The organism is Streptomyces sp. A2-16 (assembly GCF_018128905.1).
Classification (GTDB): domain Bacteria; phylum Actinomycetota; class Actinomycetes; order Streptomycetales; family Streptomycetaceae; genus Streptomyces.
In genome coordinates, this window is record NZ_CP063808.1 from 4,782,379 (window position 1) to 4,808,824 (window position 26,446).

22 protein-coding genes and 2 pseudogenes are annotated in these 26,446 nt (G+C 70.9%); 16 read left to right on the forward strand and 8 right to left on the reverse strand.

Annotation, left to right across the window (positions count from 1 at the left end; all coding sequences use genetic code 11):
* Window positions 1-13: 13 nt before the first annotated feature.
* Both IOD14_RS21470 and IOD14_RS21475 read left to right on the forward strand, forming a co-directional pair.
* Window positions 14-1,015: an ornithine cyclodeaminase family protein gene (locus IOD14_RS21470; protein ID WP_212671192.1), complete on the forward strand. Its 1,002-nt coding sequence runs from the start codon at window positions 14-16 to the stop codon at window positions 1,013-1,015.
* Window positions 1,012-2,538, forward strand: a complete 1,527-nt coding sequence (locus tag IOD14_RS21475; protein ID WP_212671193.1) for an aromatic amino acid ammonia-lyase — start codon at window positions 1,012-1,014, stop codon at window positions 2,536-2,538. Before IOD14_RS21470 ends, IOD14_RS21475 begins: the two co-directional genes overlap by 4 nt.
* Before the next feature lie 263 nt (window positions 2,539-2,801).
* Here the strand turns inward: IOD14_RS21475 and hutU are convergent, their stop codons facing one another.
* Window positions 2,802-4,445, reverse strand: coding sequence for a urocanate hydratase (gene hutU / locus IOD14_RS21480; protein WP_212671194.1), 1,644 nt, complete (start codon window positions 4,443-4,445; stop codon window positions 2,802-2,804).
* Between the two features lie 22 nt (window positions 4,446-4,467).
* On the opposite strand from hutU, the gene IOD14_RS21485 reads away from it, so the two are divergent.
* From IOD14_RS21485 to IOD14_RS21500, 4 genes are read left to right on the forward strand one after another with little or no spacing between them, the layout of a single operon-like run.
* The gene (locus IOD14_RS21485; RefSeq protein WP_212671195.1) at window positions 4,468-5,190 is read left to right on the forward strand and encodes a GntR family transcriptional regulator; all 723 of its coding nucleotides are present in this window, start codon (window positions 4,468-4,470) and stop codon (window positions 5,188-5,190) included.
* Window positions 5,187-6,122, forward strand: a complete 936-nt coding sequence (locus IOD14_RS21490; protein WP_212671196.1) for a 3-hydroxyacyl-CoA dehydrogenase NAD-binding domain-containing protein — start codon at window positions 5,187-5,189, stop codon at window positions 6,120-6,122. The genes IOD14_RS21485 and IOD14_RS21490 overlap by 4 nt, the downstream gene beginning before the upstream one ends.
* Window positions 6,119-7,639, forward strand: a complete 1,521-nt coding sequence (locus IOD14_RS21495) for an aromatic amino acid ammonia-lyase (protein ID WP_212671197.1) — start codon at window positions 6,119-6,121, stop codon at window positions 7,637-7,639. Before IOD14_RS21490 ends, IOD14_RS21495 begins: the two co-directional genes overlap by 4 nt.
* Window positions 7,640-7,686: 47 nt before the next feature.
* The gene (locus tag IOD14_RS21500; protein WP_160160186.1) at window positions 7,687-8,223 is read left to right on the forward strand and encodes a hypothetical protein; all 537 of its coding nucleotides are present in this window, start codon (window positions 7,687-7,689) and stop codon (window positions 8,221-8,223) included.
* Between the two features lie 133 nt (window positions 8,224-8,356).
* Here IOD14_RS21500 and IOD14_RS21505 read toward each other — a convergent pair whose 3' ends face one another.
* The gene (locus tag IOD14_RS21505) at window positions 8,357-8,728 is read right to left on the reverse strand and encodes a MerR family transcriptional regulator (protein ID WP_212671198.1); all 372 of its coding nucleotides are present in this window, start codon (window positions 8,726-8,728) and stop codon (window positions 8,357-8,359) included.
* Between the two features lie 49 nt (window positions 8,729-8,777).
* The gene (locus tag IOD14_RS21510) at window positions 8,778-9,812 is read right to left on the reverse strand and encodes an NADP-dependent oxidoreductase (RefSeq protein WP_212671199.1); all 1,035 of its coding nucleotides are present in this window, start codon (window positions 9,810-9,812) and stop codon (window positions 8,778-8,780) included.
* A 538-nt stretch (window positions 9,813-10,350) separates the two neighbouring features.
* Here IOD14_RS21510 and IOD14_RS21515 point away from each other — a divergent pair.
* Window positions 10,351-11,625: a sulfite oxidase gene (locus tag IOD14_RS21515; RefSeq protein ID WP_212671200.1), complete on the forward strand. Its 1,275-nt coding sequence runs from the start codon at window positions 10,351-10,353 to the stop codon at window positions 11,623-11,625.
* A 198-nt stretch (window positions 11,626-11,823) separates the two neighbouring features.
* Here the strand turns inward: IOD14_RS21515 and IOD14_RS21520 are convergent.
* A pseudogene (locus IOD14_RS21520) lies at window positions 11,824-12,204 on the reverse strand (ABC transporter ATP-binding protein); the annotation flags it as partial.
* Between the two features lie 179 nt (window positions 12,205-12,383).
* On the opposite strand from IOD14_RS21520, the gene IOD14_RS44900 reads away from it, so the two are divergent.
* From IOD14_RS44900 to IOD14_RS21530, 3 genes are all read left to right on the forward strand, one after another.
* Window positions 12,384-12,644 carry a hypothetical protein gene (locus IOD14_RS44900; RefSeq protein ID WP_249126008.1) on the forward strand — a complete coding sequence of 87 codons (261 nt, stop codon included), beginning with the start codon at window positions 12,384-12,386 and terminating at the stop codon, window positions 12,642-12,644.
* A complete protein-coding gene (locus IOD14_RS21525) occupies window positions 12,583-14,052 on the forward strand; it encodes a Mu transposase C-terminal domain-containing protein (protein ID WP_249126009.1) in 1,470 nt (489 codons plus the stop codon). Before IOD14_RS44900 ends, IOD14_RS21525 begins: the two co-directional genes overlap by 62 nt.
* Before the next feature lie 77 nt (window positions 14,053-14,129).
* A complete protein-coding gene (locus tag IOD14_RS21530) occupies window positions 14,130-15,101 on the forward strand; it encodes a TniB family NTP-binding protein (RefSeq protein WP_212673349.1) in 972 nt (323 codons plus the stop codon).
* Between the two features lie 367 nt (window positions 15,102-15,468).
* On the opposite strand, the gene IOD14_RS21535 is transcribed toward IOD14_RS21530, so the two are convergent.
* On the reverse strand, window positions 15,469-16,629 hold the full coding sequence (locus IOD14_RS21535) for a caspase family protein (RefSeq protein WP_212671201.1): 1,161 nt from the start codon (window positions 16,627-16,629) through the stop codon (window positions 15,469-15,471).
* The gene (locus IOD14_RS21540) at window positions 16,626-16,985 is read right to left on the reverse strand and encodes a hypothetical protein (RefSeq protein WP_212671202.1); all 360 of its coding nucleotides are present in this window, start codon (window positions 16,983-16,985) and stop codon (window positions 16,626-16,628) included. The genes IOD14_RS21535 and IOD14_RS21540 overlap by 4 nt, the downstream gene beginning before the upstream one ends.
* A gap of 536 nt (window positions 16,986-17,521) precedes the next feature.
* Here IOD14_RS21540 and IOD14_RS21545 point away from each other — a divergent pair.
* Together IOD14_RS21545 and IOD14_RS44415 are read left to right on the forward strand one after the other, a co-directional pair.
* On the forward strand, window positions 17,522-17,953 hold the full coding sequence (locus IOD14_RS21545; RefSeq protein ID WP_212671203.1) for a hypothetical protein: 432 nt from the start codon (window positions 17,522-17,524) through the stop codon (window positions 17,951-17,953).
* Between the two features lie 75 nt (window positions 17,954-18,028).
* Window positions 18,029-18,187 (forward strand): annotated as a pseudogene (locus IOD14_RS44415) (IS630 family transposase); the annotation flags it as partial.
* A 21-nt stretch (window positions 18,188-18,208) separates the two neighbouring features.
* Here IOD14_RS44415 and IOD14_RS21550 read toward each other — a convergent pair.
* Window positions 18,209-18,514, reverse strand: a complete 306-nt coding sequence (locus IOD14_RS21550; RefSeq protein WP_212671204.1) for a hypothetical protein — start codon at window positions 18,512-18,514, stop codon at window positions 18,209-18,211.
* Between the two features lie 7 nt (window positions 18,515-18,521).
* Between IOD14_RS21550 and IOD14_RS21555 the strand changes: the two genes are divergently transcribed.
* The 4 genes from IOD14_RS21555 (at window position 18,522) to IOD14_RS21570 (ending at window position 22,015) form a co-directional block, all read left to right on the forward strand.
* Window positions 18,522-18,965, forward strand: coding sequence for a hypothetical protein (locus tag IOD14_RS21555; protein ID WP_212671205.1), 444 nt, complete (start codon window positions 18,522-18,524; stop codon window positions 18,963-18,965).
* Window positions 18,958-20,082: a crosslink repair DNA glycosylase YcaQ family protein gene (locus IOD14_RS21560; protein ID WP_212671206.1), complete on the forward strand. Its 1,125-nt coding sequence runs from the start codon at window positions 18,958-18,960 to the stop codon at window positions 20,080-20,082. Before IOD14_RS21555 ends, IOD14_RS21560 begins: the two co-directional genes overlap by 8 nt.
* Window positions 20,079-21,344, forward strand: coding sequence for an MFS transporter (locus tag IOD14_RS21565; RefSeq protein ID WP_212671207.1), 1,266 nt, complete (start codon window positions 20,079-20,081; stop codon window positions 21,342-21,344). Before IOD14_RS21560 ends, IOD14_RS21565 begins: the two co-directional genes overlap by 4 nt.
* 146 nt (window positions 21,345-21,490) lie before the next feature.
* A complete protein-coding gene (locus tag IOD14_RS21570) occupies window positions 21,491-22,015 on the forward strand; it encodes a hypothetical protein (RefSeq protein ID WP_212671208.1) in 525 nt (174 codons plus the stop codon).
* Window positions 22,016-22,125: 110 nt separating this feature from the next.
* On the opposite strand, the gene IOD14_RS21575 is transcribed toward IOD14_RS21570, so the two are convergent.
* Window positions 22,126-26,271 carry a helix-turn-helix transcriptional regulator gene (locus IOD14_RS21575; protein WP_212671209.1) on the reverse strand — a complete coding sequence of 1,382 codons (4,146 nt, stop codon included), beginning with the start codon at window positions 26,269-26,271 and terminating at the stop codon, window positions 22,126-22,128.
* Window positions 26,272-26,446 lie beyond the last annotated feature (175 nt).

Sequence of the window (26,446 nt, forward strand, 5' to 3'; positions counted from 1 at the left end):
AGGGGAATAACCCATGGATCCTGTCTGGTTCACCTTCCTCAACGGCGCGGACATAGAGCAGCTCGAACTGACCGACACCGAGATACTCGACGCCGTCGAGGAGGGGCTGCGTGCCCAGGGCCACGGCGAGACGGTGATCGAACCGCGCGTCCACCTGGTGCCCGATCCCGCGTTCAACGGTCATTTCAACGTCCTGCGCGGCTACATCGCTCCGCTGGCGCTGGCCGGGGTCAAGATCGTGGGCGACTACGTCGACAACTACAAGGCCGGGCTGCCCTCCGAGATGGCCCTGCTCAACCTCTTCGACCCGCGCAGCGGCATGCCGGTGGCCGTGCTCGACGCCACCGCCATCACGGAGATGCGCACCGGTGCCCTGACCGCGCTCGGTGCGCGCCATCTGGCCCGCCCGGACGCCAAGGTGCTCGGGCACATCGGCGCCCGTGCCACGTCGTACTGGAACGTCCGGCTGCTCGACCGGATCTTCGACCTGTCCGAGATCCGCGTCCACTCGCGCCGCCCCGAGAGCCGCGAGGCCTTCGCCGGGCGGCTGGAGGAGGAGCTCGGCAAGCCCGTCGTCGTGACCGATGACTGGAAGAGCTGTGTGGAAGGAGCGGACATCGTGGTGGAGGCGTCCCGGTTGGAGCGTCCGGAGCCGCTGCTGAAGACCGAGTGGATCGCCCCTGGCTCGCTCGTCGTGCCCTACGGGGTGCACAGCGCCGTCGAGTTCGACCTCACGGACATCATGGACAAGATCGTGATGGACGACTGGGGGCAGGCGCACGCCGGGCCGTTCGGTGCCCTGCGCAGGCATGTGGACTCCGGCAAGCTCAACAAGGACAACCTCCACGCCGAGTTGGGCGAGATCGTCGTCGGCACCAAGCCCGGCCGGGAGAGCGCCGAGGAGACGAACCTGTTCTGGCACCGCGGTCTCTCCCTCTCCGACATCGCCCTGGGCGCCGCCATGCTGAAGAAGGCCGAGGAACGCGGCCTCGGCCAGAGGCTGCGGTTCGCATGACCGCGCTCGTCATCGACGGCAGGACGCTGTCCTACGACGATGTCGTCGCCGTCGCCCACCACGGCGCCCGGGTCGAACTGGCGGAAGAGGTGCTCCCGCGGCTCGCGCGCGAGCGGACCGCCGTGGACGACGTCGTCGACCGCCGGGTGCCGACCTACGGCCTGACGACGGGTCTGGGCACCCGCTCCTCGTACGCGCTGCCGCGCGACGAGCTCGAGGAGTTCAGCGTCCGCACGGTCCGGGGGCGGGCCAACGCGGTCGGCGATCCGCTCCCGGTCCCCGTCGTACGCGCCGCGATCCTCGCCCGCGTGAACGGCCTCGCGGGCGGCGGCAGCGGAGTGCGACCGGAGATCCTGACGCTGCTCGTGGCCCTGCTCAACGCGCGGGTGCACCCCGTGATACCCGAGGTGGGATCGATCGGCGCCGCCGATCTGGTCCAGATGGCCCATGTCGGTCTGGTCGTCATCGGCGAGGGCAGCGCCGAGTTCGACGGCGAGGTGCTCGACGGCGCCACGGCACTGCGCCGGGCCGGTCTGGCCCCTGCCGTCCTGGGCCCGAAGGACGGACATGTGCTGTGCAGCGCGAGCCCGCTGGCGGCCGGTCAGGGCGCGCTCGCCCTGCACGAAGCGGCCGCCGTCCTCACCCTGGCCCAGGCGGTCACGGCCCTGACCTACGAGGGCTTCCGGGCCAACACGAGTCCGCTCGACGCCCGGGTACTGGCACTGCGGCCCGCCCCCGGACAGTCCCGGGCCGCGCGCGAACTGCTCGCCCTCCTGGACGGCGGTGAGCTGGGCGATCCCCGCAACGCCCGGCGCGTCCAGGACCCCGTCAGCCTGCGCTGCTCGGCCCAGGTGCACGGGGCGCTGCACACCGCGCTGGACTTCGCCGACACCGCGCTCCGGCCGGAGCTCAACGGCTGCGGCGACAACCCGGTGGTCCTGTCCGACACCGGCGAGATCCTCTCGTCCGGGAACTTCCACACCCCGGCCCTCGCCCTCGCCTTCGACACCCTTGCCCTGGCCCTGACACAGACCGCGTCGATCTCCGCCGAGCGCATGCGACGGCTGCTCGACCCGGCCGTCAGCGGACTGCCCGCGAACCTCTCGCCGTACGGTCCGGAGCGCTCGGGCTTCGCCCCACTGGCCAAGACGGCGCAGGCGCTAGTCGCCGAGATCCGCATGCTGTCCGTACCGGTGAGCACCGACCCCCGCCATGGCGCGCACGCCGTCGAGGACGACTCGACCAACGCGGCGCTCGGCGCACGGCGGCTGACCACGATCCTCGTCCGGCTGCGGCAGTTGCTGGCGGTGGAGTCCGTGGTCGCCGCGCAGGCGGTGGATCTGGCAGCACCGCCCGTGCTGGGACGGGGGCCGGAGTTCCTGCACGGCGCCATCCGGAAGGTCGTGCCCCGTCTGGACGACGACCGGGCGTGCGGGGCGGACGTGGAGGCGGTAAGCCGCGAGGTCCTGGGTGCGGACGAGGTCCGGGGTGCACTGCGCGCCCTGGCGGGAGGCTCGGCATGACCGACGTCGACGTGCACCAGCCTCTTTGACCCCATCGCCGCCGGCGGCCCCGCGATCGCGGGGCGAGCCGCCGTACGGAACTCGCCGTCGCCGACGAGCCCGCCCGGGCGCTGACCTCCCTGTCCTGGTCGGCGTTGAGCGGCCGCCGGCTGCCCGCTGCGTGTCCGACCGCCGTCGGCGTGCACGCCGGCGGCCAGGGCTCTGACCGGCCCTCCGCGCGACCGCGCGGTGCGCCTCGCGGATCGCCGATCCGCGGAGGCTGCTCACGGGAGAGGAGCAACGCCCAGGTCGAGCCCTGCCTCCCGGGCCTTCTCGGCCGCCTCCTCGTAGCCGGCGTCCGCGTAGCGGGCCACGCCCAGTGCGGGGTCGGTCCAGAAGACCCGGCGGATCTTGCGTTCCGCCAGCTCGCTGCCGTCGGCGACCACGGTGATGCCGGTGTGGATGCTGCGGCCCACCCCGACTCCGCCGCCATTGCCGACGGACACCCAGGTCGCGCCCTGCGCCGCGTTGAGCAGCGCGGCCAGCACGGGCCAGTCGGCGATCGCGTCGCTGCCGTCGAGCATCCCTTCGGTCTCCCGGGACGGTGAGGCGACGGCGGCGGGGTCCATGTGGTCCCGGCCGAGGGCCAGCGGACCGATCTCACCGCGCCTGACGAGTTCGTTGAGGCGCAGCCCGACCTCGTGCCGCTCCCCGAGCCCGAGCCAGCAGATCCGGGCGGGCAGTCCCTGCGGGGCGACCCGGGCACGGGCCAGCGTGAACCACCGCTCCAGGGACGGCGATCGGACCACGTCGAGCACGGCGTCCTCGCTGCGGCGCAGGTCCTCCGGGTCGCCGCTGAGACAGACCCACCGGTACGGACCGACTCCGCGCGCGAAGATCGGGCGTACGTACTCGGCCACGAACCCGGGGACTTCGGCGGCCCGCGACGCTCCGGCCGCCACCGCCTGGGCGCGCAGGTTGTTGCCGTACTCGAAGACGACGGAGCCGCGCTCGCGCAGCGTTAGCAGGGCGTTCGCGTGCGCGCGCAGCGACACCTGCACGGCGTCACGGTAGGCGGGATCGGGGGTGCGCGCCTGGTCGGGCAGGTACCCCACAGGCACATAGCCGTGGTCGAGGTCGTGCGCCGCCGTCTGGTCGGTGGCTATGTCGACGGCGACTCGGTCGGCCACCAGCCGGGGCAGGATCTCGGCGATGTTGCCGACGAGCGCGATGGCGGCGGGGTCGGATGAACCGGTGAGGTCGGCGACGGCCGCCTCGTAGTCGGGTGCGATGCGGTCGACCCAGCCCGCGTCCAGTCTGCGCCGCGCGCGTTCGGGATCGACCTCGACGATCAGGCCACGGCCGCCCAGGTTCGCGATGGCCAGCCCCTGGGCGCCCCCCATTCCGCCGAGCCCGGCCGTCACCACCCGCCGGCCCGCGAGGGTCCCGCCGAAATGGCGGCGGGCGATGGCCGCGAACGTCTCGTGGGTGAAGCCGAGCACACCCTGCGTGCCGATGTAGAACCAGGCGGCCGCTGTCATCTGCCCGTACATGGTGAGTCCGGCGTCCTCGAGTCGGCGGAACCCCGCCTCGTCCGACCAGGCCGGCACGACCATCGCGGTCGAGATGAGCACGCGCGGCGCGTCCGGGTGCGTCGGCAGCACCGCCACCGGCTTGCCCGACTGCACCAGCAACGTCTCGTCGGGGCCCAGCCGTTCGAGAGCGGCGACGATCGCGTCGTACGCCTCCCAGGAGCGGGCCCCCCGACCGCGCCCGCCGTAGACGACGAGCCGGGCGGAGTCCTCGGCGACGGCCGGGTCGAGGGTGTTGAGGAAACAGCGAAGGACACCCTCCTGCTCCCAACCGCGGCAACGGAGTTCGGCGCCCGTGGGCGCCGGTGTGCCAAGCCTGGCATTGATTGGATCCATGGATCCAATCTAGTATCCGGGCATGTGCCCGCCACCCCCGTCCACACCGGGTGAGGTGCTCGCCGTCACGAGCCTCGCCGACCAGATCGCCTACCGGCTGCGCGCCGAGATCCTCGACGGGAAGCTGCCGTTCGGCGCCCGCCTCCAGCACGAGGACCTGGCCGCGCGCTTCGGCGTGAGCCGGACACCCATCCGCGAGGCACTGCGTCAGCTGCAGGCCCTGAACCTCGTCGAGCTGGCGCCCAACCGTGGCGCGACCGTGCGCACCCCGTCCCGGGCGGAGCTCGTCGAGGTCTACGAACTCCGGGTCGAGATGGAGGGGTTCGCGTGTGCACTCGCCGGCGAACGTGCCTGCGCCGAGGACCTGGACGAGTTGGAGCGGACCCAGGAACGGCTCACGGAAGCAGTCACCGCGGCCGGAAGCCTGGACGACTCGGAGCTGGACGCGGCCGTGACGGAGGCGAACACCGCCTTCCACTCTCTGATCCACCAGGCCGCCGGCAACCGACGTCTGACCGAGTCCATCGAGCAACTGCAGAGCGTCTTCCCCCGCGACTCGGTCTGGCGGGTCATCGCCCACGACGAGACCGCTCTGACGACCATGAACGTGCACGAGCACCAGGCCATCGCCGCGGCACTCCGCGCGCGTACGCCGGACACCGCGCGCACGCTGATGCGCGACCACGTCCGCGGCGCCGGTGAGATCCTGCTCGCCCACCTCGACGAGCAGGGATTCTGGGGATGAGTCCGCCCTTCGGCCGGGTGCTGGTCATCGGTGGCGGCGCCATGGCCACCGGAATCGCCGCCCGCCTGTCCGCCGCGGGCATCGAAACCGTCGTGCTCGTACGCCGCCGGGACGCGGTCGCGGCTGTCGGGGACGAGATCGCCAGACGGTGCGTGTCGCTCGTCGAGCTCGGCGCGACAGCACGGGAATCCGTAAGGCCCGCGACGGTCCTGGCCGATGAGGCGCCTCGCGGTTTCGTGCTCGCCGTGGAGTCGGTCACCGAGGACGCGGAGACGAAACGCGCCGTCCTGGCCAGGGCCGAGACGCTTGTCGCCGACGACGGGATCGTGGCGACCAACACCTCCTCGCTCCGCCTGGCGGATCTCGCCGACGGCCTGACGCGCCCCGAACTCTTCGCCGGCTGGCACTGGTTCAACCCCGCCGAACTGGTGCCGCTCGTCGAGGTCACCGGCGGACCGCGCACGGCGCCGGAAACCCTGGAGCGGCTCTCCTCGCTGTCGACGGCGATCGGCAAGCAGCCGATCACACTGCGGCGCGACCACGCGGGGTTCGTGGCCAACCGACTGCAGTACGCCTTGCTGCGCGAGGCGTACGCGCTGGTCGAGGAGGGTGTCTGTGGCGTGAAGGACATCGACCGGGCCGTCGTCGCCGGACTCGGGGCGCGCTGGGCGGCGATCGGACCGTTCGCGTCGATGGACGCCGCGGGACTCGATGTCCACGAAGCCGTCACCGAGCAGCTGTTCCCGCAGCTCTCCCGCTCGACCGGGGTACCGGCCCTGCTCCGGGACGCGCGAAGCAGCGGTGCGACCGGGATGAAGGGGGGCCGGGGGCTGCTGGGCGACTACCCGCCGGACACAGCCCGCGAGATCGCGGCGCGCCGGGACGCGGTGCTCGCGCTGCTGGCCGCAGCAGGACGGGAGACGAAGGAATGACGTCTCTCGCGGCACCCTTGGCGGCCGGAACGGAATCGGACGAGGGCGCGCTCGTGCTCGGCGACCGTTCCCTGCGCCCGGCCGACGTGGTGGCGGTGGCGCGGGGCCGCCGGGTCCTGCTCGGCCGTGCCGCCCGTGAGCGGATGCGCGCTTCCCGCGCCGCACTCGAGGAGGTGCTGGCCCGTGGCGACGCCGTGTACGGACTCACCACCGGCGTCGGCGCCATCAAGACCGAGGCGATCGAGGCCGACCGTCAGGCTGCCTTCCAGCCCCTGTTGCTGCGCGCGCACCGCGTGGGGCACGGGCAATTGGCGCCCGCCGAATTCGTCCGGGCCGCCATGGCCGTACGGGCCGCGGGCTTCGCCGTCGGCGTCGCGGGCGTACGGGAAGAGGTCGCCGATGCCTTCTGCCGTGCCCTCGACACGGACGTGACGCCCCGCGTCCATCTGCTCGGCTCGATCGGGCAGGCGGACCTGAGCCAGATGGCCGAGATCGGTCTGGCCCTCATCGGTCACGGCAGCGACGGCGCGGCACTGGTCTCGCGCGGCTGCACACCGCTCGCACTCGGCCCGCGCGAGGCGCACGCCATCGTCAACAGCAACGCGTTTTCGGTCGGCATCGCCTGTCTCGCCCTGGAGCGGGCCACCCGAGCCGTCCGGGCCCTGGACGTGTCGGCGGCGCTGTCGCTCGAGGCCCTGACGGGAAACGTCGACGCGATCCACCCGGCCGTCGCCGGAGTACGGCCGTACAGCGGCGCTCACGAGACGATCGCCCGCCTGCGTGCGCTGCTGGCCGGCGGCGCTCTGCTGACCGGCGCCAGACCGGCCCGCGCCCTCCAGGATCCGCTGGCGTTCAAGGTGGTGCCGCAGACACACGGTGCGGCCCGTCAGGCGCTCGGGCACTGCGACAGCGCGGTCGAGGTCGAACTCGCCTCCTCGGGCGACAGCCCGATCGTGCTCGTCGACGAGGGGCGCGCCATCTCCACCGGCAACCACGACATCGCCCCGGTCGCCATCGCGCTCGACTACGCGCGGCTCGGGCTCGCGCAGGCGGTCACGATCGCGGGCGAGCGGGTGCAGAAGCTCCTGGACTCGGCGTTCACCGGCCTGCCGACCGGGCTGCGCGCCGATCCCACCTCGCCCGACGACGGTCTGGCGATCGTCGCCAACGGGGCGGCGAGCCTGGCCGGCGAGGCACGCCTCCTCGCTCAGCCCGTCACCCTGGAACAGCCCACCAGTGCCATCGCGGCAGGCATCGAGGACCGGATCACGATGGCGCCGACCGCGGCGCGCCGCCTCCATGAAATGGCCGGTCTGGCGCTGCGGTTGGCCGCCGTCGAGCTGATGTGCGGCGCCCAGGCCGTCGATCTCCGCGGGTCCGTCGGCGAGTTGGGCGAAGGAACCGGACGCGCCTATGCGGCGGCTCGGCGATCGCTCCCCTTCGTCGGCGCGGGCGAGGCACCGGACGGAGACCTCGACGCGCTGGAGGACTGGCTCACCGGCGACGACGTCCCGTGACGAACCCACACCTGACGGTCCACGACATACCCGCACTGAGGATGACCATGAACGCCACCCCGATCGACACGACCTCCCTCGCCGAACTCGGCGTGTCCGACCGTCCGTTCCTGCCCCAGGAAGCCGCGGACCGGGCCCGCAGCGCGGCGGCCTTCGTGGACGCCACGGCGCTCGACCGCTCCGGCCCCGGCTCGTACGTGCTGCTGTGGCGGAACGAGCACTCGGAAGCATGGCTGAACACCTGGTGGGAGTCGCGCGACACCGGTTACCACGACCACCAGGGTTCCTGTGTCGGCGTGCACGTGCTGGAAGGCACCGCCTGGCAGGAGGGGCTGCCGGTGGCGGGGCCGCGCCGTGCACGCCGGTACGGCCCTGGCGAGTCGTTCTCCTTCCCCGGTTCGGGCGTCCACCGGATGGATCACGAGGCCGGCGCGATCACCATCCACGTCTACTCGCCTCCCCTGCAGGCCATCGGCCACTACGAGATCATCGACGGCGAACTCCACCGCACACCCGGCCCGCCCGACGAGGGTTCACCCGCGAGCCCCCGACTGCTCGACGCCCTGAACGCGATCGACCGGTGACCTTACGCCCCGGTGAGCGGCGAGTTCTTTCCGGGACGGCATCGGCGTGGGCGCGGTGATGACCGCTGGGCCGGCCGAGGGGCCGCCCCCGGCCGTTCTCGGCGGGGCCGATCCTGCTGCCGAAGACATGTCGTCACGGCTGTTGGTATGTGTGCAGGGCCAGGTGGGTGCGCATCCGGGTGAGACGGTCGATCTCGGCGTCGAGGGCCGCGAGTCTGCGGTCGACCACCCCGGAGCCGGGGACGTCGGGGTCGGGACGTCCGCACCGCCGTCGCGGATGGTCGACCAGCAGGCCGATCCGGTCGGCGACGCTGCGCAGGTCCTCGACGGTGAGCCCGAGCGCCAGCAGTTCACGGATGACGCGGACTCTGGCCACCTCGCCCGGCCCGTACTCACGTTGCCCGGCGGCGCTGCGCCGCGGTGGCGGCAGCAGCCCCCGTTCCTCGTAGAACCGCAGGGCCCGTGGAGTGGTCCCCGCCGCTACCGCCGCATCCCCGATCCGCATGCTCGACCTCACGTCTCAGCCTCGTTCGCCGCCACCGCGCGACGACACATCACCCTGGCGGCAACTCCACGACGACGGTCCAGAAGTGCCGCCCCTCGAACAATTCCCGCAACGCCCGGGGCGCGTTGTCCATGCCCGGGATACGTACATGCGGGAAGGTGATCTCGTCGGCGCGCAGCCAGTCCCCGAAGCGCCTGGTCCATTCCTCCGATACCTCGGGGTGGTCCTGGCTGCTGTAGCCGTGCAGCGAGACGCTTTGGTTGACGAGCCGGAAGGTGTCGATCTCCGCGGGGGCGCTGCCACCGTCCCGGCGCGGCGACAACTGTCCCGACAGAGCGCCGACCAGCGCGAAGCGGGCGCCCCGGCGCGCGGCGCGGACAGCCGCGGTCAGCTGGTCACCGCCGACGGTGTCCAGCAGCACGTCGATGCCTTCCGGCGCCGCCGAGGCCAGTTGCTCGTCGATCGAGCGGGGCCCCGGCACCACGACCTCGTCATAGCCCAGTTCGGTCCGAAGCCGCTCGGCCTTCTCCGGCGAACGGGTGCTCCCGATGACCCTTCCGGCGCCCAGCAGACGCGCGACGGGGCCCGCCAGCGTTCCCACGGCTCCCGCCGCGCCTGTGACGAACACGGTGTCGCCGGGGCGCACTTCGGCGAGCCGGGTCAGTGCTCCGTAGGCGGCCGATCCGGACGAAAGGTGGGCCACAGGGTCGGGCAGTACATCGCCCAGTGGAGCGCAGTCGGCCGCCGCCACCAGCGCGTGCTCGCGCCACCCGAGCATGTGCGTGACGATGTCCCCCGGGCGCAGCGGACCGCCCGGCGCGGCCGCGACGACCTCACCGACGGCGGGACCGAACAGCGCGTCACCGACGTGGATGCGCGGCAGCGGGACGCCGACGGCCTGGCCGCCGATCAGCGTGCGCAGTCCGGGAAACACCAGGAAGTACCGGTTCCGGACGACGACTTGTCCCGGACCGGGCAAAGGCACCGGCTTCCGAGTGATCCTGAAGTGCTCAGGCCCGGGCAGTCCGCCGGGCAGGTCGGCAAGGTGGATTTCGCGGGACGTGGCGGGCAGGGCGACGGCCATGTCGGGGCTCCTGGAGGGGGTCGAAGGTGAGCGCGGGCCTGGCAGCCGTACCGGTCCGGCTGCCGGGCCCGCAGACGCTAACCTCTGACGCGCGCGTCAGAGGCAAGGCAGTTGGCGGCCGCCCGGGCAGCCGCCGCCCCCGTGCACGCCACGGGAACAGCGCAGAGCGAAGTACGTCTCCCGCTGGGTCCGGCGCACCGTCACCGCCCCGACTGCGCGTCTCCGTGGCAACACGGGTCAACACCCCAGGGCGATCGGCCTCTTGAGAGACCCCCACGCCGTTGACACCTTCCGCCCCACGTGCTTGCATCCCGCCATGCCGTTCTCGGAGCCTCTGACCCGTCGCCGCGCCGTGGACCTCGTCCGCGTGGCCGCCGCGCTGTGTCGGACGGCCGGCTGATCGCGCGCCTCCTCGCGCCTGTACCAACAGCCCTGCCGCACAGGCCATTTGTGCCTGCGGGGCCAGCCCACGGATGTCCCTGCGCTGGCCCGCGCCCACCGCTCTCGTACGCTTCCCTCCCCATGACGAGGACACGCCGTGCCTGCATCCACCCCCGCCGGTCACTCCTACGAAACCGACTACGACCGCCGCAGGCTGCGTCAGTGGCTCGCCGGTGAGGCCAGGGCCGACGGCGTCACCCGCCGCCGGCTGCTCACCCTGCTCGCCGCGACCGCCGCCGGTTCCGCGCTCGTGAACCCGCGCTCGGCCCGCGCCGCCGTCGCCGGGATCGTCAAGCCGCTGCCGTCCGAGTGGTTCATCGAGCGCGGCACCAACGCCGAGACCCGCTGGGAGGCACTGCGTGGAACCGGCCACCACACCCCCAACGAGCTGTTCTTCGTGCGCAACCACACCGCCACCCCCGTCCTGGAAGCCGACGACTGGCGGCTGCGGCTGTGGGGGAGCGGGCTGCGCGGCACCCCCGGCGAGGACCGGCCGGTGGAGTTCGGATACGACGATCTGCGGGCACTGCCGGCCGTCACCCGTACCGCCTTCGTCGAGTGCGCCGGGAACGGCCGCTCCTACTACACGACTCAACAGGGCCAGACGGTCACCGGCACCCCGTGGACCCTGGGAGCGATCGGCGTAGCACGCTGGCGAGGGGTGCGCCTGGCAGACGTGCTGCGCAGGGCCGGGCTGTCCCCGTACGCCGTGGACGTGCAGCCGCGGGGCCTGGACGCCGAGTACGTCAGCGGCGGCGAGAACCTGGGCCGGGTACGCCGCCCGTTGCCGCTGGCCAAAGCGCTGGACGACGTGCTGCTCGCGTACGAGATGAACGGTGAGCCACTTCCGTACGACCACGGTTATCCGGTGCGGGTGCTGGTGCCCTCCTGGGTGGGGATCGCGTCGATCAAGTGGGTCGGCGACATCGAGGTGTCCGCGCAGCCGCTCTACTCGCCCTGGAACACCACCTTCTACCGGCTGTTCGGCCCGTCCTATCCGGAGGGCGGCAGTGCGCCGCTCACCCGGCAGGTCACGAAGAGCGCCTTCGAGCTGGCGAGCGGTGCCACGTTCACTGCGGGCCGCAGGCACGTACTGCACGGACGGTCGTGGTCGGGTGCGGGCGCCGTCGCCCGGGTCGACGTCAGCACCGACGGCGGGACGAACTGGCGGCCCGCCCACCTGCACGACCGGCCCCGCGCCGGTACTTGGACCCGCTGGTCCCTCGGCTGGCAGCCCGACGAACCGGGCGCCACCCACCTGCTGGCCCGCGCCACGGACACGGCCGGCCGCACTCAGCCGGATGTCGCCACGCCCAACACCCAGGGCTACCTGTTCGACGCGGTGGTCCGGCACCCGGTGACCGTGGTGTGAAGGCTGCCGTTCGCGTTCGGCCGGATCCCAACTGCGTCTGCTGTTCCACGAGTTCGCATACGCGCGCGGCGACTTGCTCCACCTCGCTCAGGTCGTCGTGATCGTGGGGCGACTCGGTGACGAACTCTGCCTGCTGGGCGAGGTGATGGAGGATCATGGTGGGGTGATACGCCTTCGCCCGGCGGTCGGGCGAACAGGTCACAGACGTTGTCGCGCCTCGCGCCGCCGGCGCTGTTCCGCCGGGTCCGCGACCGGCGCGGCGAGCAGGAGTCGTTGTGTGTAGGGGTGTTCGGGGGCCGTGGTGACCTGGCCCGCCGCCCCGGTCTCGACGATGTCGCCGCGGTGGATCACGCTCACGCGGTGACTGACGTGCCGGATGACCGCCAGGTCGTGTGAGATGAACAGGTAGGCGACGCCGGCGCGGCGCTGGATGTCGACGAGCAGGTCGAGGACGCGGGCCTGGGTGGTGAGGTCGAGTGCGGAGACGGGTTCGTCGCAGACGATGAGCCGGGGGGCGGGTGCGAGGGCGCGGGCGATCGCGACGCGTTGTCGCTGACCCCCGCTGAACTCCCGAGGCAGCGTGGCAGCGGCACGTGCGAGAGGTGGAATGCGGCCTTGCCGGCGGGCCCGGCAGCGAAGGAGTTGTCCGGGAGTAGTACGACCCCGCCCAGCACACGCTGGCCCAGCGGGAGCAGGCCAAGGCCGCAGAGCTGACCGCGCTCGGCTTCGGCCGCGTCTCACGCACCGCGGTGCAGCGCATGCGGCTCGCCTACCGCAAACAAGGTCTGTGGGGGCTCCTGGACCACCGCAGCACGCGCACTGCCAGTCCCACCGGGCGGGCCGACGAACGGGTCGTCGCCGCCGTCCGCGAGGCACTGCGCCGCCGGCGCCACCGCTCCAAGGGCACCATCAACGGCCTGTTCCCCCTGATCCACCAGATCCTGGAAGACCGGCACGGTGCCCGCACCGTCCCAGGCCACGCTGTACCGGCTCGTCACTTCTCTCGCCCGCCCCGGTGAACTGCCCACCGGGCCGGTCCGGGCCATTCCCGCCAGCTTCGACGGGCGGGCCTTCACCCCCACCACCGCGCTGCGGCCCGGCGAGCAAGTCCAGGTCGACACCACCCGCCTGGATGTCTTCGCCCTCTTCGACGACGGCCGCCTCGCACGGCCGGAGCTGACCATCGCCATCGACGTCGCCACCCGCGCCATCCTCGCCGCGGTCCTGTGCCCCAGCGCGACCAAGGCCGTCGATGCGGCCCTGCTGCTGGCGGAGATGGCCGTCCCCCACCCCGCCCGCCCCACCTGGCCGGGCATCCTGCGCATGGACCACGCCCCGCAACTGCCCCACCAGCGGCTGGCCACGCTCGACGAACGCCTGGCCGGGGCCGCGGCTAGGCCCGTCGTCCTGCCGGAGACGATCGTCGTCGACCGCGGCCGCGTCTTCGTCTCCCGCGCCTTCACCGCCGCCTGCGAAAGCCTCGGCATCAGCGTCCAGCCCGCCCCGCCGTTCGCACCCACCGCCAAAGGCATCGTGGAGCGTGCGTTCGGCACCATCAACGCGCTGTTCTGCCAGCACCTGCCCGGCTACACCGGATCCGACGTCACCCGCCGCGGCCCCGACACCGAACACGATGCCTGCTACAGCGTCCCCCAGCTGCAAGACCTCCTCGATGAATGGCTCGTGCACTACCACCACCGCCCCCACGAGGGCCTGCGGCATCCGATGATGCCCCGCAAGGCCCTCACCCCGAACCAGATGTGGGCCGCCCTCGTCGCCGTCGCCGGCTACGTGCCCGTCCCGCTCACCGGCCACGACTACCTCGAACTGCTGCCCGTGCGCTGGCAGGCCATCACCGCCTCCGGTATCCGCATCCACCACCGCACCTACGACGCGGACCTCCTCGCCCCCTACCGCGGCCAGGCCTCCCGCGTCACGGCGCGCGGCGGGAAATGGGAGATCCACCACAACCCCCACGATGCGCGCCAGATCTGGGTCCGCCTGCCCGACGGCCACCTGACCGAAATCCCGTGGATCCACCGCGATCACGTCCACCGGCCGTTCAACGACCGCACCTGGCAGCACATCAAAACCCACGTCCTGCACGACCATCACGGCGACAGCGACCAGCACGAGGCCGACCTCGCCGACGCCCTCGACCAGCTCATGCGCCGCGTCCACACCGGCCACGCCACCACAACCGAACAGGCCCTCCTCGCCCGCATCACCGCCATCGCCCTGCCCCCAGCCCGTCGCCCAGAACACGACATGGGCCAGGGCCCCGACAGCCCCGCCGAGTGGGACGAGGACGACAGCATCGACGACCTCGACGACCACCCCGACACCGAAGAGGACGGGGCCGGCCTTCCTACCCCGTACACGGGATTCGGGCTCTACAACGCGCACGAGGAAGCAGACAAGTGGTAACCCCCCACCCCCAGAACACCGCACCGGCCCACGCCCCCACCGGCCAGGACGGCGACGCCACCGAGCCGTCCTGGCCCCTGACCACCTGGCAGGGCTGGCACCGCTTCGCCACCACCGACCCGCCCACCCCGCCCCAGCCCGGCCAGGCGCCCCGAAGCCTTGAGGAACGCCTCGCCTACCACTCCGCGTTCGTCACCATCCGCACCCCCGCCATGAGCCAACTCGCCACCCAGGTCCGCACCCTGATGATCCTGGGCCGCCACCAACAGGCCACCGCACGGCCCTCGCTGATCGTCACCGGACCCGCCGCAGCTGGGAAACCCGCCGCACTCCTGAGCGTCGGCCGCGCCTGCCACCTCGCCCACACCCGCAAAACCCCCGCACCGCCCGGGTCAGCACACGCCACAGTGCCCGTGGCGTACGTCCTGGTGCCGCCCGGCGCCACCGCGAAAACCCTCATCGCCGAATTCGCCCGCTACCTCGGCATCCCCGTAACCACCCGCATGGCCCAGACCCAGATCACCGATGCCGTCTGCCACACCTACACCGCCGCCGGCATCCAACTCGTCCTCATCGACGAAATCCACCGCCTCAACCCCCGCACCACCACCGGCGCCCAAGCCGCCGACCTCATCAAGGACCTCACCGAACACCTGCGGGCCACGTTCGTCTACGCCGGCATCAACCTCCCCGACACCCCCCTCTTCAGCGGGACACGCGGAGCCCAACTCGCCGCACGCGCCGCCCTCATCGACTGCGGCCCCCTCCCCGCCCGCCACGGCAACACCCACCCCTTCCGCGACGTCATCACCGACATCGAAAACAACCTCGACCTTCAGCAGCACAAACCCGGCACCCTCCCCCGCCACGCCCCCTACCTCCACCAACGCACCGCCGGCCGCATCGGATCCCTCACAAGACTCATCCGGGAAGCCGCCATCACCGCCATCTGCGACGGCACCGAACGCATCACCAAAAAAACACTCGACGCCATCCGCCTCGACCACCTCGCCGAGCAACACCACCGCCCCCGCACACGAGGCCGCTGACCGCCCAACTCAGATGTCGCCCCCTTACCGCAACAGGGCGAAACCAGCCGTAGTGAGCTGTTCAGGAGCGACACGGTCTCATCGCTGCGAAACTCTGCCTGGCAGGCAGTCGCACTGAACGGGGGCGTGTAGCTGTGGCGAGAGCAAAGACAAAGGCGCAGACCCGCAAGGGCTATTACCGGGCAGCGCACTACGTGAGGCCATCCTCGACGTCCAGCCGATGGAAGAAGCCATCCCTGGGGCTCATCCTGTGCGCCGTTGTGCTGCTCATCGCCGCATGGAACACCCTGTTCTCAGACGGCTCCGGGGGCTCGGACAAGACGCCTCCCCCTCAGCCGTCCAGTGTCTCGGTCTCTGGGGTACCCGGTCAGTGATCCCGCCTGCGGCGGAAGGCCGACAAAGGGCGCTGCCACGCTCTGGCCTTCTCAGGCCCTCCGTCACCGGTGACGTCCGGGCTGCCCGTCTTGGCCGGCAGGCTCTGCGCGCGCAGCTGCTGCCAGGCGCTCTGCCACTGCGTGATCTGTTCATCGGGAACACCGCACGCTGAGAGGTAGACGGCCGTGGTACCCCAAGTCGCCGGGAGGGTGCTGCGGTTGAGTAGAGCGCCGACGGTGCCGGCCGCCATGCGTCCGGCCGAACGCTCACTGACCGCCCGATGAGTCAGTCCACTGACCACCCGCACCTGCCCGAGAGCGGTGAAGAACCCGGTCACGGTACGGATCGCGCGCGGATCCGGCCAGGGCCGCTCCCCCGCACCCGCACCCGCCGCCCCAGCCGCAGCAACGGGCGCGGCGGGCAGATCCGCGTGGTTACGCCCGAGCGCGACCTGGGCACCGCTGTTGCGGTCCCGCGCCTGCGGAACAGGATGCCCCCGCGCCTCCATCGTCAGGCGCAGATGCCGGTACAGCACCCCGAGGTCAACCAGCGCGGGACCGCCGGGCACGCCCCGCCTCAGAGCCTCCAGCAGCGCCCCAGTGAACGCCGTGTAGGTCTCCCCCACGGGCGCCAAAGCAGTACGGGTCTCAGCTGCGGCCGCCAGCAGGAAACTGCCCTCCACCGCCGCCTGGTCGGCAAGCCCCGTCCCCGCGCTCATCCTCCCCAGAGCCAGACCGCTGTAACAGCAGTCCAAAATCACCACATGCCGCTCGGCCCGGGAGTCCAGCAGCAGCACCTGGCGCACCCAGTCATAGGGCAAACCGGTCTCGATGCGGCCGAACTCGGTATGCGGCAGAGCCAGAACAAGCTGATCCTGGGCATCGACCAGTCCGTGCCCGGCAAAGTAGACGATCAGCGTGTCGCTGGCCTCGGCGGCCGCCTGCCGCACCGCGCCCACCACCGCATGCGCGGCAGCCGGATCCTCCACAACAGTTACATGCTGGGCGGGCAGGTGCAGCGACAGCGGACTACACAAAAGATCGGCCAGAGCCCGCAGATTGTTCGCCACAGCCGGCAACGGCTCCAGATGCTCAAAGCGGCTCGAGCCCACCAGCACAGCCCTCGAGGCCCCCGGATCGGGCAGCACACTCACCGATCCCCGCCCCCACCGCCGCCGACGGCCTCAAGCGCCCGAACCGCCCGCGCGATCTCCTCCTCAGAACCCTCCGCAAGGACGATGACCGTCTCCCCGCGCCGGATCTCCACCCGCGGCCGCTGCGGCCTGCTCTGCCGCCATGCCGCCACCGCCAGCACGAACGACGCCGCGCTCCACCCATTGCCCGTCACCAGCTCAAGCACATCCAAAACCGTGCCCATATCCCCCGGCCCCGGCACACCACCCCGCACCCCCACCACCACAGACCGGCGCACCACAGGATCCGCACGCAACCAGCCCTGCAGCGAACGCAACTCCCCCGCACCCAGCCCAACCTGCAGCTCTAACCGCACCCCGACCTCCCCTGACCTGTACGCGCACCCACCGACCATGCACAACCGATCAGGAAACCCGCTCCAGCACAACACCACCCCCGACCAGACAAAAGGCCCCTGAGCAGCACAAACCCATGCCAAGCCTTTACATACCAAAGCTACCTACAACGAACCAAGCCCCACTCAGCACACATGGCACAACCCCAGCTCACACACCCCGGCCACCCGCTGGAACCGGTCACCCGGGCCTCTCAGCAAAACAGCAACACACCAGGCCAGCCGCCACCCTGCACACCAACAAGCCCCCTCCGAGCGCCAGAAGACGCACAACTCCTCATTATCGTCATAGTGACGCAAAGTTTGATAGGGTCGACGCCCTGGGACACCGGCCCCGATACGGTCGAGCAGGAGCGCCACCGTGAAGACCTTGAGCAGTACATCCACCACCCCAGCATCGCTGGTGGTTCCGCCGGGGAGCGCTCTCGATCCCATGGTGGCTTTGGCCACGAGCGTGCACGCCAGTCCGCGCGTGTACGCCCTCCTCCTGGGCGCCGGTGTCTCGATGGGCGCCGGGATCAAGACCGGCTGGGGCGTCGTCACGGACCTGGTCCGCAGGGCGGTCGCCGCGGACGACCCGGGTTCGCACAGCGGGCGAGAACGCCGCGCAGGATCCCGAGGCCTGGTGGGACGCCCACGGCACAGGTCCGCTCGGCTACTCCACGCTCCTCGCCTCGTTCGGGAGCACCCCCGCCGCGCGGCAGGCGCTGCTGTCGGGATACTTCGACGCCGATCCTGACGACGCGGAGGACAAGCGGCCCGGCGCAGCGCACCGGGCCATCGCGGAACTCGTACGCCGCGGGAGCATCGGGGTGATCATCACCACCAACTTCGACCGGCTCACCGAGCGCGCGCTGGAGGAGGCCGGCATCACCCCGCAGGTCATCCACCGGCTGGCAGGGCTACAAGGGCCTTTTCTAGTGCTCTGACCGGGAAGGTTCGCCGGATCGGCGGTTTCAGCGGTTGGATGTTCGGAGACGTCCGGTCCGACCGTTGGGGGTGTGGTGGCTGAGCCTGTTCGTGTGCGCAGGTTGACCGGCCAGGAGGGGCAGAAGCTGCAACAGATCGTGCGCCGGGGCAGCACCAGTTCGGTGCGCTACCGGCGGGCGATGATGCTGTTGGCCTCGGCTGGCGGAAACCGGGTACCGGTGATCGCCCAGCTGAGGATGGACTGTGGGCGCTGCTCACCCGGAGCGCTTGCGCCACGCGCCGAAACCGTCCCGCACGAAGAAGAGAACCACCCCGAGGGCCACCAGCAGCAGGATGAGGAGCCCGGTGCGCCCGGCGAAGAACGAGCGCACGCCGTCCCACCTGCCAGCGGGCGGCGCCTTCGCCGTCTCGCCAAGCCAGATCGACCCGTCCGCCGCCTTGGCGGGCTGCCCAGCCGATTCCCGTACGGCTTCGGGGAGTCCGGGGACGCGCTGGTCCATGGCGGCGGTGTCGACGTCGGCCGGGTCCAGCTTGCTGAAGTCGACGCCGCCGGTCGTCATCGTGTAAGTGACGAGCGAGTCGCCGACCGCGGTCAACCGCACCGAGCTGTGGCAGCGGGAGAAGTCACATCTGGCCGTGGAGAAGACGTCCTGGCTGCACCTGCACCAGTTCCGTACGCAACGGGGCTGGGAGAACATGTTTCTGCCCAACGGCGCCGGGACGGTTGAATGGCGCCTGGGCTGGGCGGCCGACATTCCCCGCGGCTACTTCCTGCTCGTGATGCCGTTGCCCGGTCTGGAGGGCCTGGACGTGCCGGTCGGGATCCTGACCAGTACCGTCATCGCCCGCATGGGTCAGGACAACGGTGTGAGCATCGCGGTACGGCCCACTGCCAAGACCCAGGTGCGACGCGGCCAGCCGTTGGCCCGTATCGTCCTGCTGCACGCCGACTCCCTGCAAGCCAGGGGGCTTTACGAATCCGAAGCGGAGGCAGAGACCGCCGGTGCATGAGCTGTCCCTTCCCGAAGCCCGGACCATCGCGGTCAGTGCCCAGGGCCTTCACCTTCCCGCCCCCGAGCCCGAGGCGCTGTCCACGCTGCGGGGTCTTGGCTGCATCCAGCTCGATACGATCAGTGTGGTGCGCCGCTCGCACGAACTGGTTCAACTGGCCCGGGGGGTTGAGCCCTCGGCAGCCGCCCGGCTCACCGGTCCCTCCGGCTCGCCGGTGCTGTTCGAGTACTGGGCGCACGCCGCCAGCCTGATCCCGATCGAGCTGTGGCCGCTGTTCCGCTTCCGCCGCCATGGCTACCGGACCCGCGGCTGGAGCGGTCCTCCGGTCGATGCCGCTGCCTGTGACCACGTCCGTACGGTCCTGGCTGAGCGCGGCGCGGTGACCATCAGCGACGTCGGCGGCGCCCAGGGCAGCGGGTGGGAACGGTCCTCGGTGAACAAATGGGCCCTGGAGTGGCTGCTGGCTATCGGCGACGTCGCGTGCGTCCACCGGCGCGGATGGCAGCGGGTCTACCAACTGACCGAGACCGTCATCCCACAGGAACTGCGCGATCAGACTCTCAGCTCCGCAGAGTGCGTGAGGGCCCTTGCCGCCGTGGCGCTGCGTGCCCTCGGTGTCGCCACCGCTGGGGACGTTGCGGACTACTTCCGCCTGCCGGTCAAACAAGTCGCCCTGGTCATGGATGAGTTGGACGAAGCTGAGCCTGCACAGGTCGAGGGATGGCCGGAACCCGCGTGGGTCTGCCGGCCCCAACTGCATACAACCGCAGTCATCAAGGATCTCACCACCCCCCTGTCCCCCTTCGACTCCCTCATCTGGCACCGTCCACGCATGCAGCGCCTCTTCGGCGTCGAATACCTGCTGGAAGCCTACAAACCGGCCCGTACCCGCCAGTGCGGCTACTTCGGCATGCCGGTCCTCTCCGGAACGGAGATCACCGGACGCATCGCCGTACGCATCAGCAAGGGCCAGGCCCAGGTCGAGGGCTACCAAGTCGCCGACGGACACGACCCCGAGCGCCTGCAAACCGCCCTGCAGACCCTGTGCGAATGGGGCGGCGCCCGCGATGTCCCCGTCTTCAGCCCGCACGCCCAGCCAACAGGAGCCGCCTCGTGAGCGAAACGGCCGCCTCCGGCTACCGCGCGGTGCTCGCCCTCCCCCACACCAAGACCGTGCTCGGCCTGGGCGTCCTCACCCGGCTCGCTTCCGGTCTCATCCCCTTCGCCGTGCTGATCTCCTTCACCCAACGGCACGGCATCGGCGCCGCCGGCCTCGCCTCGGGCGCCCTGATGCTCGCCATCGCACTGCCCGGCCCGGCCCGCGCCCGATGGTGCGCACGGCGAGGCACCTGGGCAGTGTCCGCCATGGCCACCGCCAGCGCGGCCCTGTTCGCCACAGCCGCCACAACCCTGGCGATGAGCACCTGGCTAGTCCCCCTCATCGGCACGGCCGCCGCAGGCGCCCTGCTGCCACCGCTCGCCCCGACGCTCAGAGCCCTGTGGTCCCGCCTGATCCCCGACAAACAGCAACTGCAGGGTGCTCACGCCCTGGACTCGACGGTCGAAGAACTCACCTTCATCGCCGCCCCGCTCCTAGGTACCGCCGCCCTGGCGCTGACCGACGCCCGATTGACACTCCTGACGGCTGCCCTGCTCCTGCCGCTCGCCGCCGCCGGACTGCACCGCCTCCAGCAGAGACTCCCCGCGGTTGACGCAGAGACGCCCCCAGCACCGACCACCGACTCGGCCACCGGCGCCGCGCCGGGCAGCCGGTCCCTCATCCGCTCCCGGGACGGACAGGGCATCGTCGTCCCCATCGTCACCCTGGGCCTGTGCGCGGGCGGCCTGAACGTCATCATCCCGGAAGCCTCCATCGCGTTCTCCAGCCTTGGCTCCTCCGGGTATGCGTTCGCCGCCTTCTCCCTCGGCGGCCTGGTCGGCGGCCTCGTCTACGGCCGCCGCACCTGGACGTCCTCCCTGCGCACCCGCTACACCCAGGCCACCCTGGCCCTGGCCGCAAGCGCGCTGATCCTGGCCGCGCTCGCCGCCTCGCCGCTGATGATCCTGGCCGTGTTCTGCGCAGGACTGCCCCTCACCCCGCTGTTCGTCCTCGCTTACCTCCTCGTCGACGAACGTATCCTCCCGGCACGCCACACCGAGGCCAACGCCTGGCTCAGCTCGGGCTACAACCTCGGCTCGGCCGCCGGGGCCGCCCTGGGCGGCCAGCTCATCGCCGCCTTCGGACCACGTGTCACCGCAATCACGCTCGCCGCTGCAGCGGCCCTGGCGACCATGATCAGCCACCGATTGCCGACCGCTGACTCACCCGAAACATCCACAGCTCAACCCAATACCGAGACAGCACTCCCTGAAGCCTGAAACCGCACCGGTTGTTCTGCTGCTCCAGAACGCTCCGGTCTAGCTGGTGCGACCGGCGTGCTGTCCCTCCCGGCCGGTCCCGGAACGATAGGTGCTGGGCGCGCGAGCGCCTGCGGGCCAGTCCTTCAGCACGTCAAACTGGGCCCATGTCCGCCCTGTGGAGTTCACTGGTCGCCCCTGCCGCAGCCGTTGCGACCACCCTCATCGGCGTGGTCGCGGGGAGCGTGGTCAGTAAAAGGGCGCAGGACAGACACTGGGTCCGGGACCAAGTCGCGGCAACGTGCGCGCGCGTGCTGCGCGAGTCGTCAGGTGTCCTCGTGGATCTCAGCGAGATGGAAGCCAGCCGGCCCGACGACGTTCCGCAAGGTGTGCTGCTGCCCACCACCATCGACTGGCGACCGTGGAACGAAGCCCTGAGCATGGTGAACCTAGTCGCCGACAAGGACATCGCGGAAGCTGCCCACGCTCTTGACGAGCAGATATGGCGTCTTCACACCATGATCAAACGTGGCCTGAAGCCCGAGGAGGACTGGCTTGTTCTGCGCTCGGCTGTCGAGTCAGCGCAGAACAACTTCATCACCGTTGCACGGCGTCGACTATCACTCGCAGGAGATCCGCTCCAACGCTTCTCCGGCCGGCCTGCTTCGGACGACCCAATCTGGACCTCGTGAGCGGCCCCAAGACCTGAGGAGCCAGATACGTATTGACCGGATGCCTCAGCCTCTGGTGACAGCAAGCCTGCCTTGGTGACAGCTATCGTGCTTCGGCTCAGGATAGGAGATCAAGCTCCCGCTTCGGGGTCCGCACCGGTACGCACCGCAGCCAGGTCGATACCGGCCAACCGGGCCATCGCCTCGGCGAACCGCACCCGTGACTCCTGCGGCACGTGCCCGAGAACCTCCAGTATGTCCTGCTCCGGTGACACCAGAAGTACGCCGGTCGTGGTAACCGCTGACTCTCCGTGCTCGCTGATCAGTCGGCGCAGGTCAGCGTCGCGGTGTGCGTCCCGCACGATCCACGGCGACTGCACCTCTTCCAGGGCGTTGTGTGCCTTGATGACCTCGACGACGTATTGCCGGACCTGGTCGTACTGTTCGGCATCGAGGTGCCGGACGACGATCTTCGGCAGCGTCTCAAACGCCGCCTCGTATTGGCGGCTGGCTCGCAGCGCGAAGTACAGGTTCTCGAGCGCCATCGCATGCCCACTGGGATCGTCGAGCTCCTGGTGGATTGCGTCGGCGCAGCGCAGCAGGTCTACGGCCTCCGGCCGTTCGTCGCGGCAGGCGGCATAGCCGCGATCGTTGAACAGCTCCGCCTGCATGCGCCGGGAGGCGCGCCAGGCGGGTGCCGTGATGCTGACGTCGCCGGACTCGGCCCCGGCATTGACGCGGCAGGCCTCGAACGCCCAGATCGCCTGCTGGTCGGCCTCGCGGGCCTCGTCCGCGCGCTCGCAACTGTCGAGAAGCCTGGCGCGGTGCAGTAGCGCGAGGGGCAACAGCTCGGCAAGGCTGGTACTACGCCCGGCGAACCGCCGCGCCACTCGGACCATCTCGTCGGCGGCGGCGAGACCCCCGGTCGTGTCGTCCGCGACCGCGAATGCCCTCAGGCACCACTGCAAGGCGGTTGTCACCTTGCCCTCGTCGCCTGTGACGTAGTCCAGGTCAAGACGCCTCACGACGGCCATGGTCGCACGGGCGGCATCCGCCGCCTCGCCTGCACGACGCAACGTCGCCAGGACGATGGCATGGCAGCTGCTCGCCCCGAGCAATGCGAGGCTCGGTACGGTGACGCCGGTGTCGAGCCGGGTGAGGATAGCCAAAGCCTCCTCGGCGAGGGGCAGGGCCGCCTCCGACTCACCGGCGCTGAACCGGCCCAGCGCCGCGTTGGTCAGCGCGAGGGCCAGCGCCTCGGAAGTCTCTGCCGAGCTGCCCAGGCCGCGCAGGATGGCGATCGCCTCCTCGGCCAGGCTCGCTGACTCCGCCGGGCGGCCGGCTGGCTCCAGGTCGGTGGCGAGGTTCACCAGCACGGCGGCGAGCCGCGCGTCGAAGACGCCGGGATGTTCGGCCCGCAGCGTGCGGTACAAATCGAGCGCGGCGGTTCCGACCTTGATCGCCTCGGGCCCGCGACGGGCCCGCCACAGCGCGATGTTCAGATCCACCAGGACCTCGGCCAGAGTGGGACGGAAACGCTCAGCGTTTCCGTCGGACAACCGGTTCGCTTCCTGTACGGCCCTGTGCAGGGCATCGACCGCCTGCGTCCACTGACCGAGAGTCATGTGCAGCAATCCGGTGACACGGTGTTCGTCGACGATGTCACCGGCCGTATCGGTCCGGTCGGCCAAAGAGCGGCGCAGCGTGGTTCGTTCCTGCAGCAGCGCCAGGGGCGTCTCGGTGGCTCCGGTGCGGGCCGCGAGCTCCGCCTGCTTGGTGAGCGTCTTGAGCAGTTGGTCCGCGAACAGGCGCGGGTTGTGCCGCACGAGCCGCCGCAGGATCGTCGCCGCGGCGGCCGAATGGTCCAGCGCCGCCGCATACTGGCCATCGCGCTCCAGCCCGCGGCTCAGGTCGGCCAGGTGACGAGCGTGGTCGGGTTCGAAGCGTCCGGGGTCCTCCCCGGCCAGCGCGGCAGTGATCTCAACAGCGGCCTGCAGCGCCTCGACCGACGCCGCGACGTCACCGAGGGCGAGCCGGGACAGGCCCTGGTTGTTGAGTGCCATGGCCAGCTGTTCGCGCAGGTGCGGGTCGCCGTCGCCGGCCTCGATGGCGGCCCGGATCAGCCCGACCGCCTTGGTGGCGGCGGTGTGGGCGTCGGCGTGCCTGCCATGGGTGTTGTAGTCGACCGCGAGGTTGTTGAGGATCACGCCGTGGCCCGCGGAGAACCGGGAGTCCACTGTGGCGAGCGCGTCCTGTATCCCGCTGGCCCGCCGGGTGGCTGCCATCGCCGCCCCGGGCCGGCCGACGTGCCCCAGCACGATGCCGAGCTGGTTCCAGGCCGCGGCGAGTGCCGGATGGAAGGCGAAGGGCTCCCTCTCGTCCAGCGCCTCGTACGCCGCCACAGCCAGTTCGGCCGCCGTGACCGCGTCCTCGAAGAGCCCGGCGTTTGCCAGACGTACGCTGAGGTCCAGTTGCAGAGCGCCCTCGTCCTGCCTGGTCGCGACCGTTTTCATCCGATGCTCGGCGAGTCGTGCGGCGATGACCGCGGCGGGCAGGTCGAGGCTGACGTTGCGATGGCTGGGAAGCTGCGCCTTAAGGACCTCCAAGAGGGCCAGTGGCGCGTACCCGGCGAGCACTGTGAGCGAGGCGGCGCTGATATGTCGTACGACGGCTGGCTGCTCGATGATGACCGAGGTGAGGTAGCCGTCGGCGACGTGCGGCCATCGGCGGCCGGTCTCGATGACGACGCTCCAGGCGTTGCGTCGGCTGCCCGGGTCGACGTCTGCTGAATCGGCCGCCGTGCCGAGCAGGCGCCGCGCGACCGTGCCGTGCCACGCGTCCGCCCGATGCGAATGCCGCGCCGCCGTGCCGTCCGGGGTGACGACCGGCAGATGCCGGGCGAGGAAATCCTCGCCGAGACGGTCGGGCCGCATGGGCTCGAGCAGCGTGCCGGGCGCCTCGGGCGGGTAGCACGCGGCGTGGGCGATCGCCATGGCGTGTGCCTCTGGAGGGCTTGCCGCGAGTTCGACGGTTTGAAGGAGACGTACGGCGTCGGGCGGCGGCAGCGGCTGGGCCATGACTGCCACCGCGGTGAGCCGCCCCATCATGCTGGGCTCGACGCCGATCCGCCGCGTGTCGCTCAGCCGTTGCCAGTGGTGGAATTCGCGGTCGAGCAGGTATGCGGACAGCTCACCCGGATCGTCCGGTGCGGCGGCGCCGCGCACGTGTGCGTCGACGGCGGCCAGTGCGGCCATGTGCAGCGTGAGCGCCGACCCCGAGGTGCCGTGTTCCAGATGCTGTGGCGCCGCGACTGCGTCTGGGTCGGCGACATCATAGATGGGTGCGAAGCTCCGCACGGCCGCTCGGAAGACTGCGTGCCGCTGCGATCCGCCGTCGGCCAGGGCCGCCAGGTGCTCCTGGGATGCTGCCACCCCGGCGACGCGCAGCGTGTACTGGATGGACTCCCACCACGGGCCGTCCGTCCGTGCCAGCAGCAGCCACCGGATCCGGCCGGGCGCATCGGGCCGCCATTGCAGAAGACGGTCGAGCTGGTCGTGGGTCAGCCGCTCGGCGTAATCGACCAGCAAGAGGTAGTCGCCCGGCGAGGCTGCCCATCGACGGGCCGGGGGCGGGCCTGCCGCGGGATCGGCCTGCAGGACCGTCCAGCCGTCGGTCACCGACAGCTGGGCGAAGTGGTCGGCCAGGCGGGTCTTGCCCTCGCCGCCTTGGGCCCAGACGAGATGCGCCGCGTATGGCGCCGTCCCATCCCGCCATGCCCTGAGGCACGCGAGCTCGTCCCCCCGCCCCGCGAAGCTGACCACGCCGTGGCGCGTGGCCAGCAGCTCGCTCGGCGGCAACTCCCGCAACGCCGTCGTCGTGAGTGGCTGCGGCGGTTGGAACGGACGCCACGGGTGCTCGTCACGGTCAGGCGGCCGTTGCGTGGCCAAGTAGTCCTGGACGGTTGCCAGCACCGCGTTGACGGTGCCGTCAGCGACCCAGTCCCGCTTGATTCGAGGATCGTTTTTGGCGTTGTCGGCGTATTCGCCGACCTTCTGCTGCTGTCTCTCGGACGCACCCAACGCGCGGGCGATGTCGATCGCCTTGGCTCGGCTGGGCAGCTGCGAACCGGCGAAGATCTTGCTCAGATGTCCGAGGGAGACGCCGGAACGCCGGTGAATGGCGCGCAGCGAATCCCCGCCATGTTCCTCTCGCAAAAGTCGAAGGAGGTCGAGTAACTCACGGTGGTAGCCCACCGGTTCGTCACCGTTCGTGCCCATCCAGACAGGCTATCGGGTCGCGGTTTCGCGGCACAGATGGTCGCGCGTTCACTGAACACTTCAGCCGCACGACGGGTTTGGCCTGGTCAGGGACGTGAACGGGGAAAAGTGTTCGGCATTTCGACGCGTCACCCCGGCGGTGGGATGTGCTGGTTGCGAACCAGCCACATCGAAG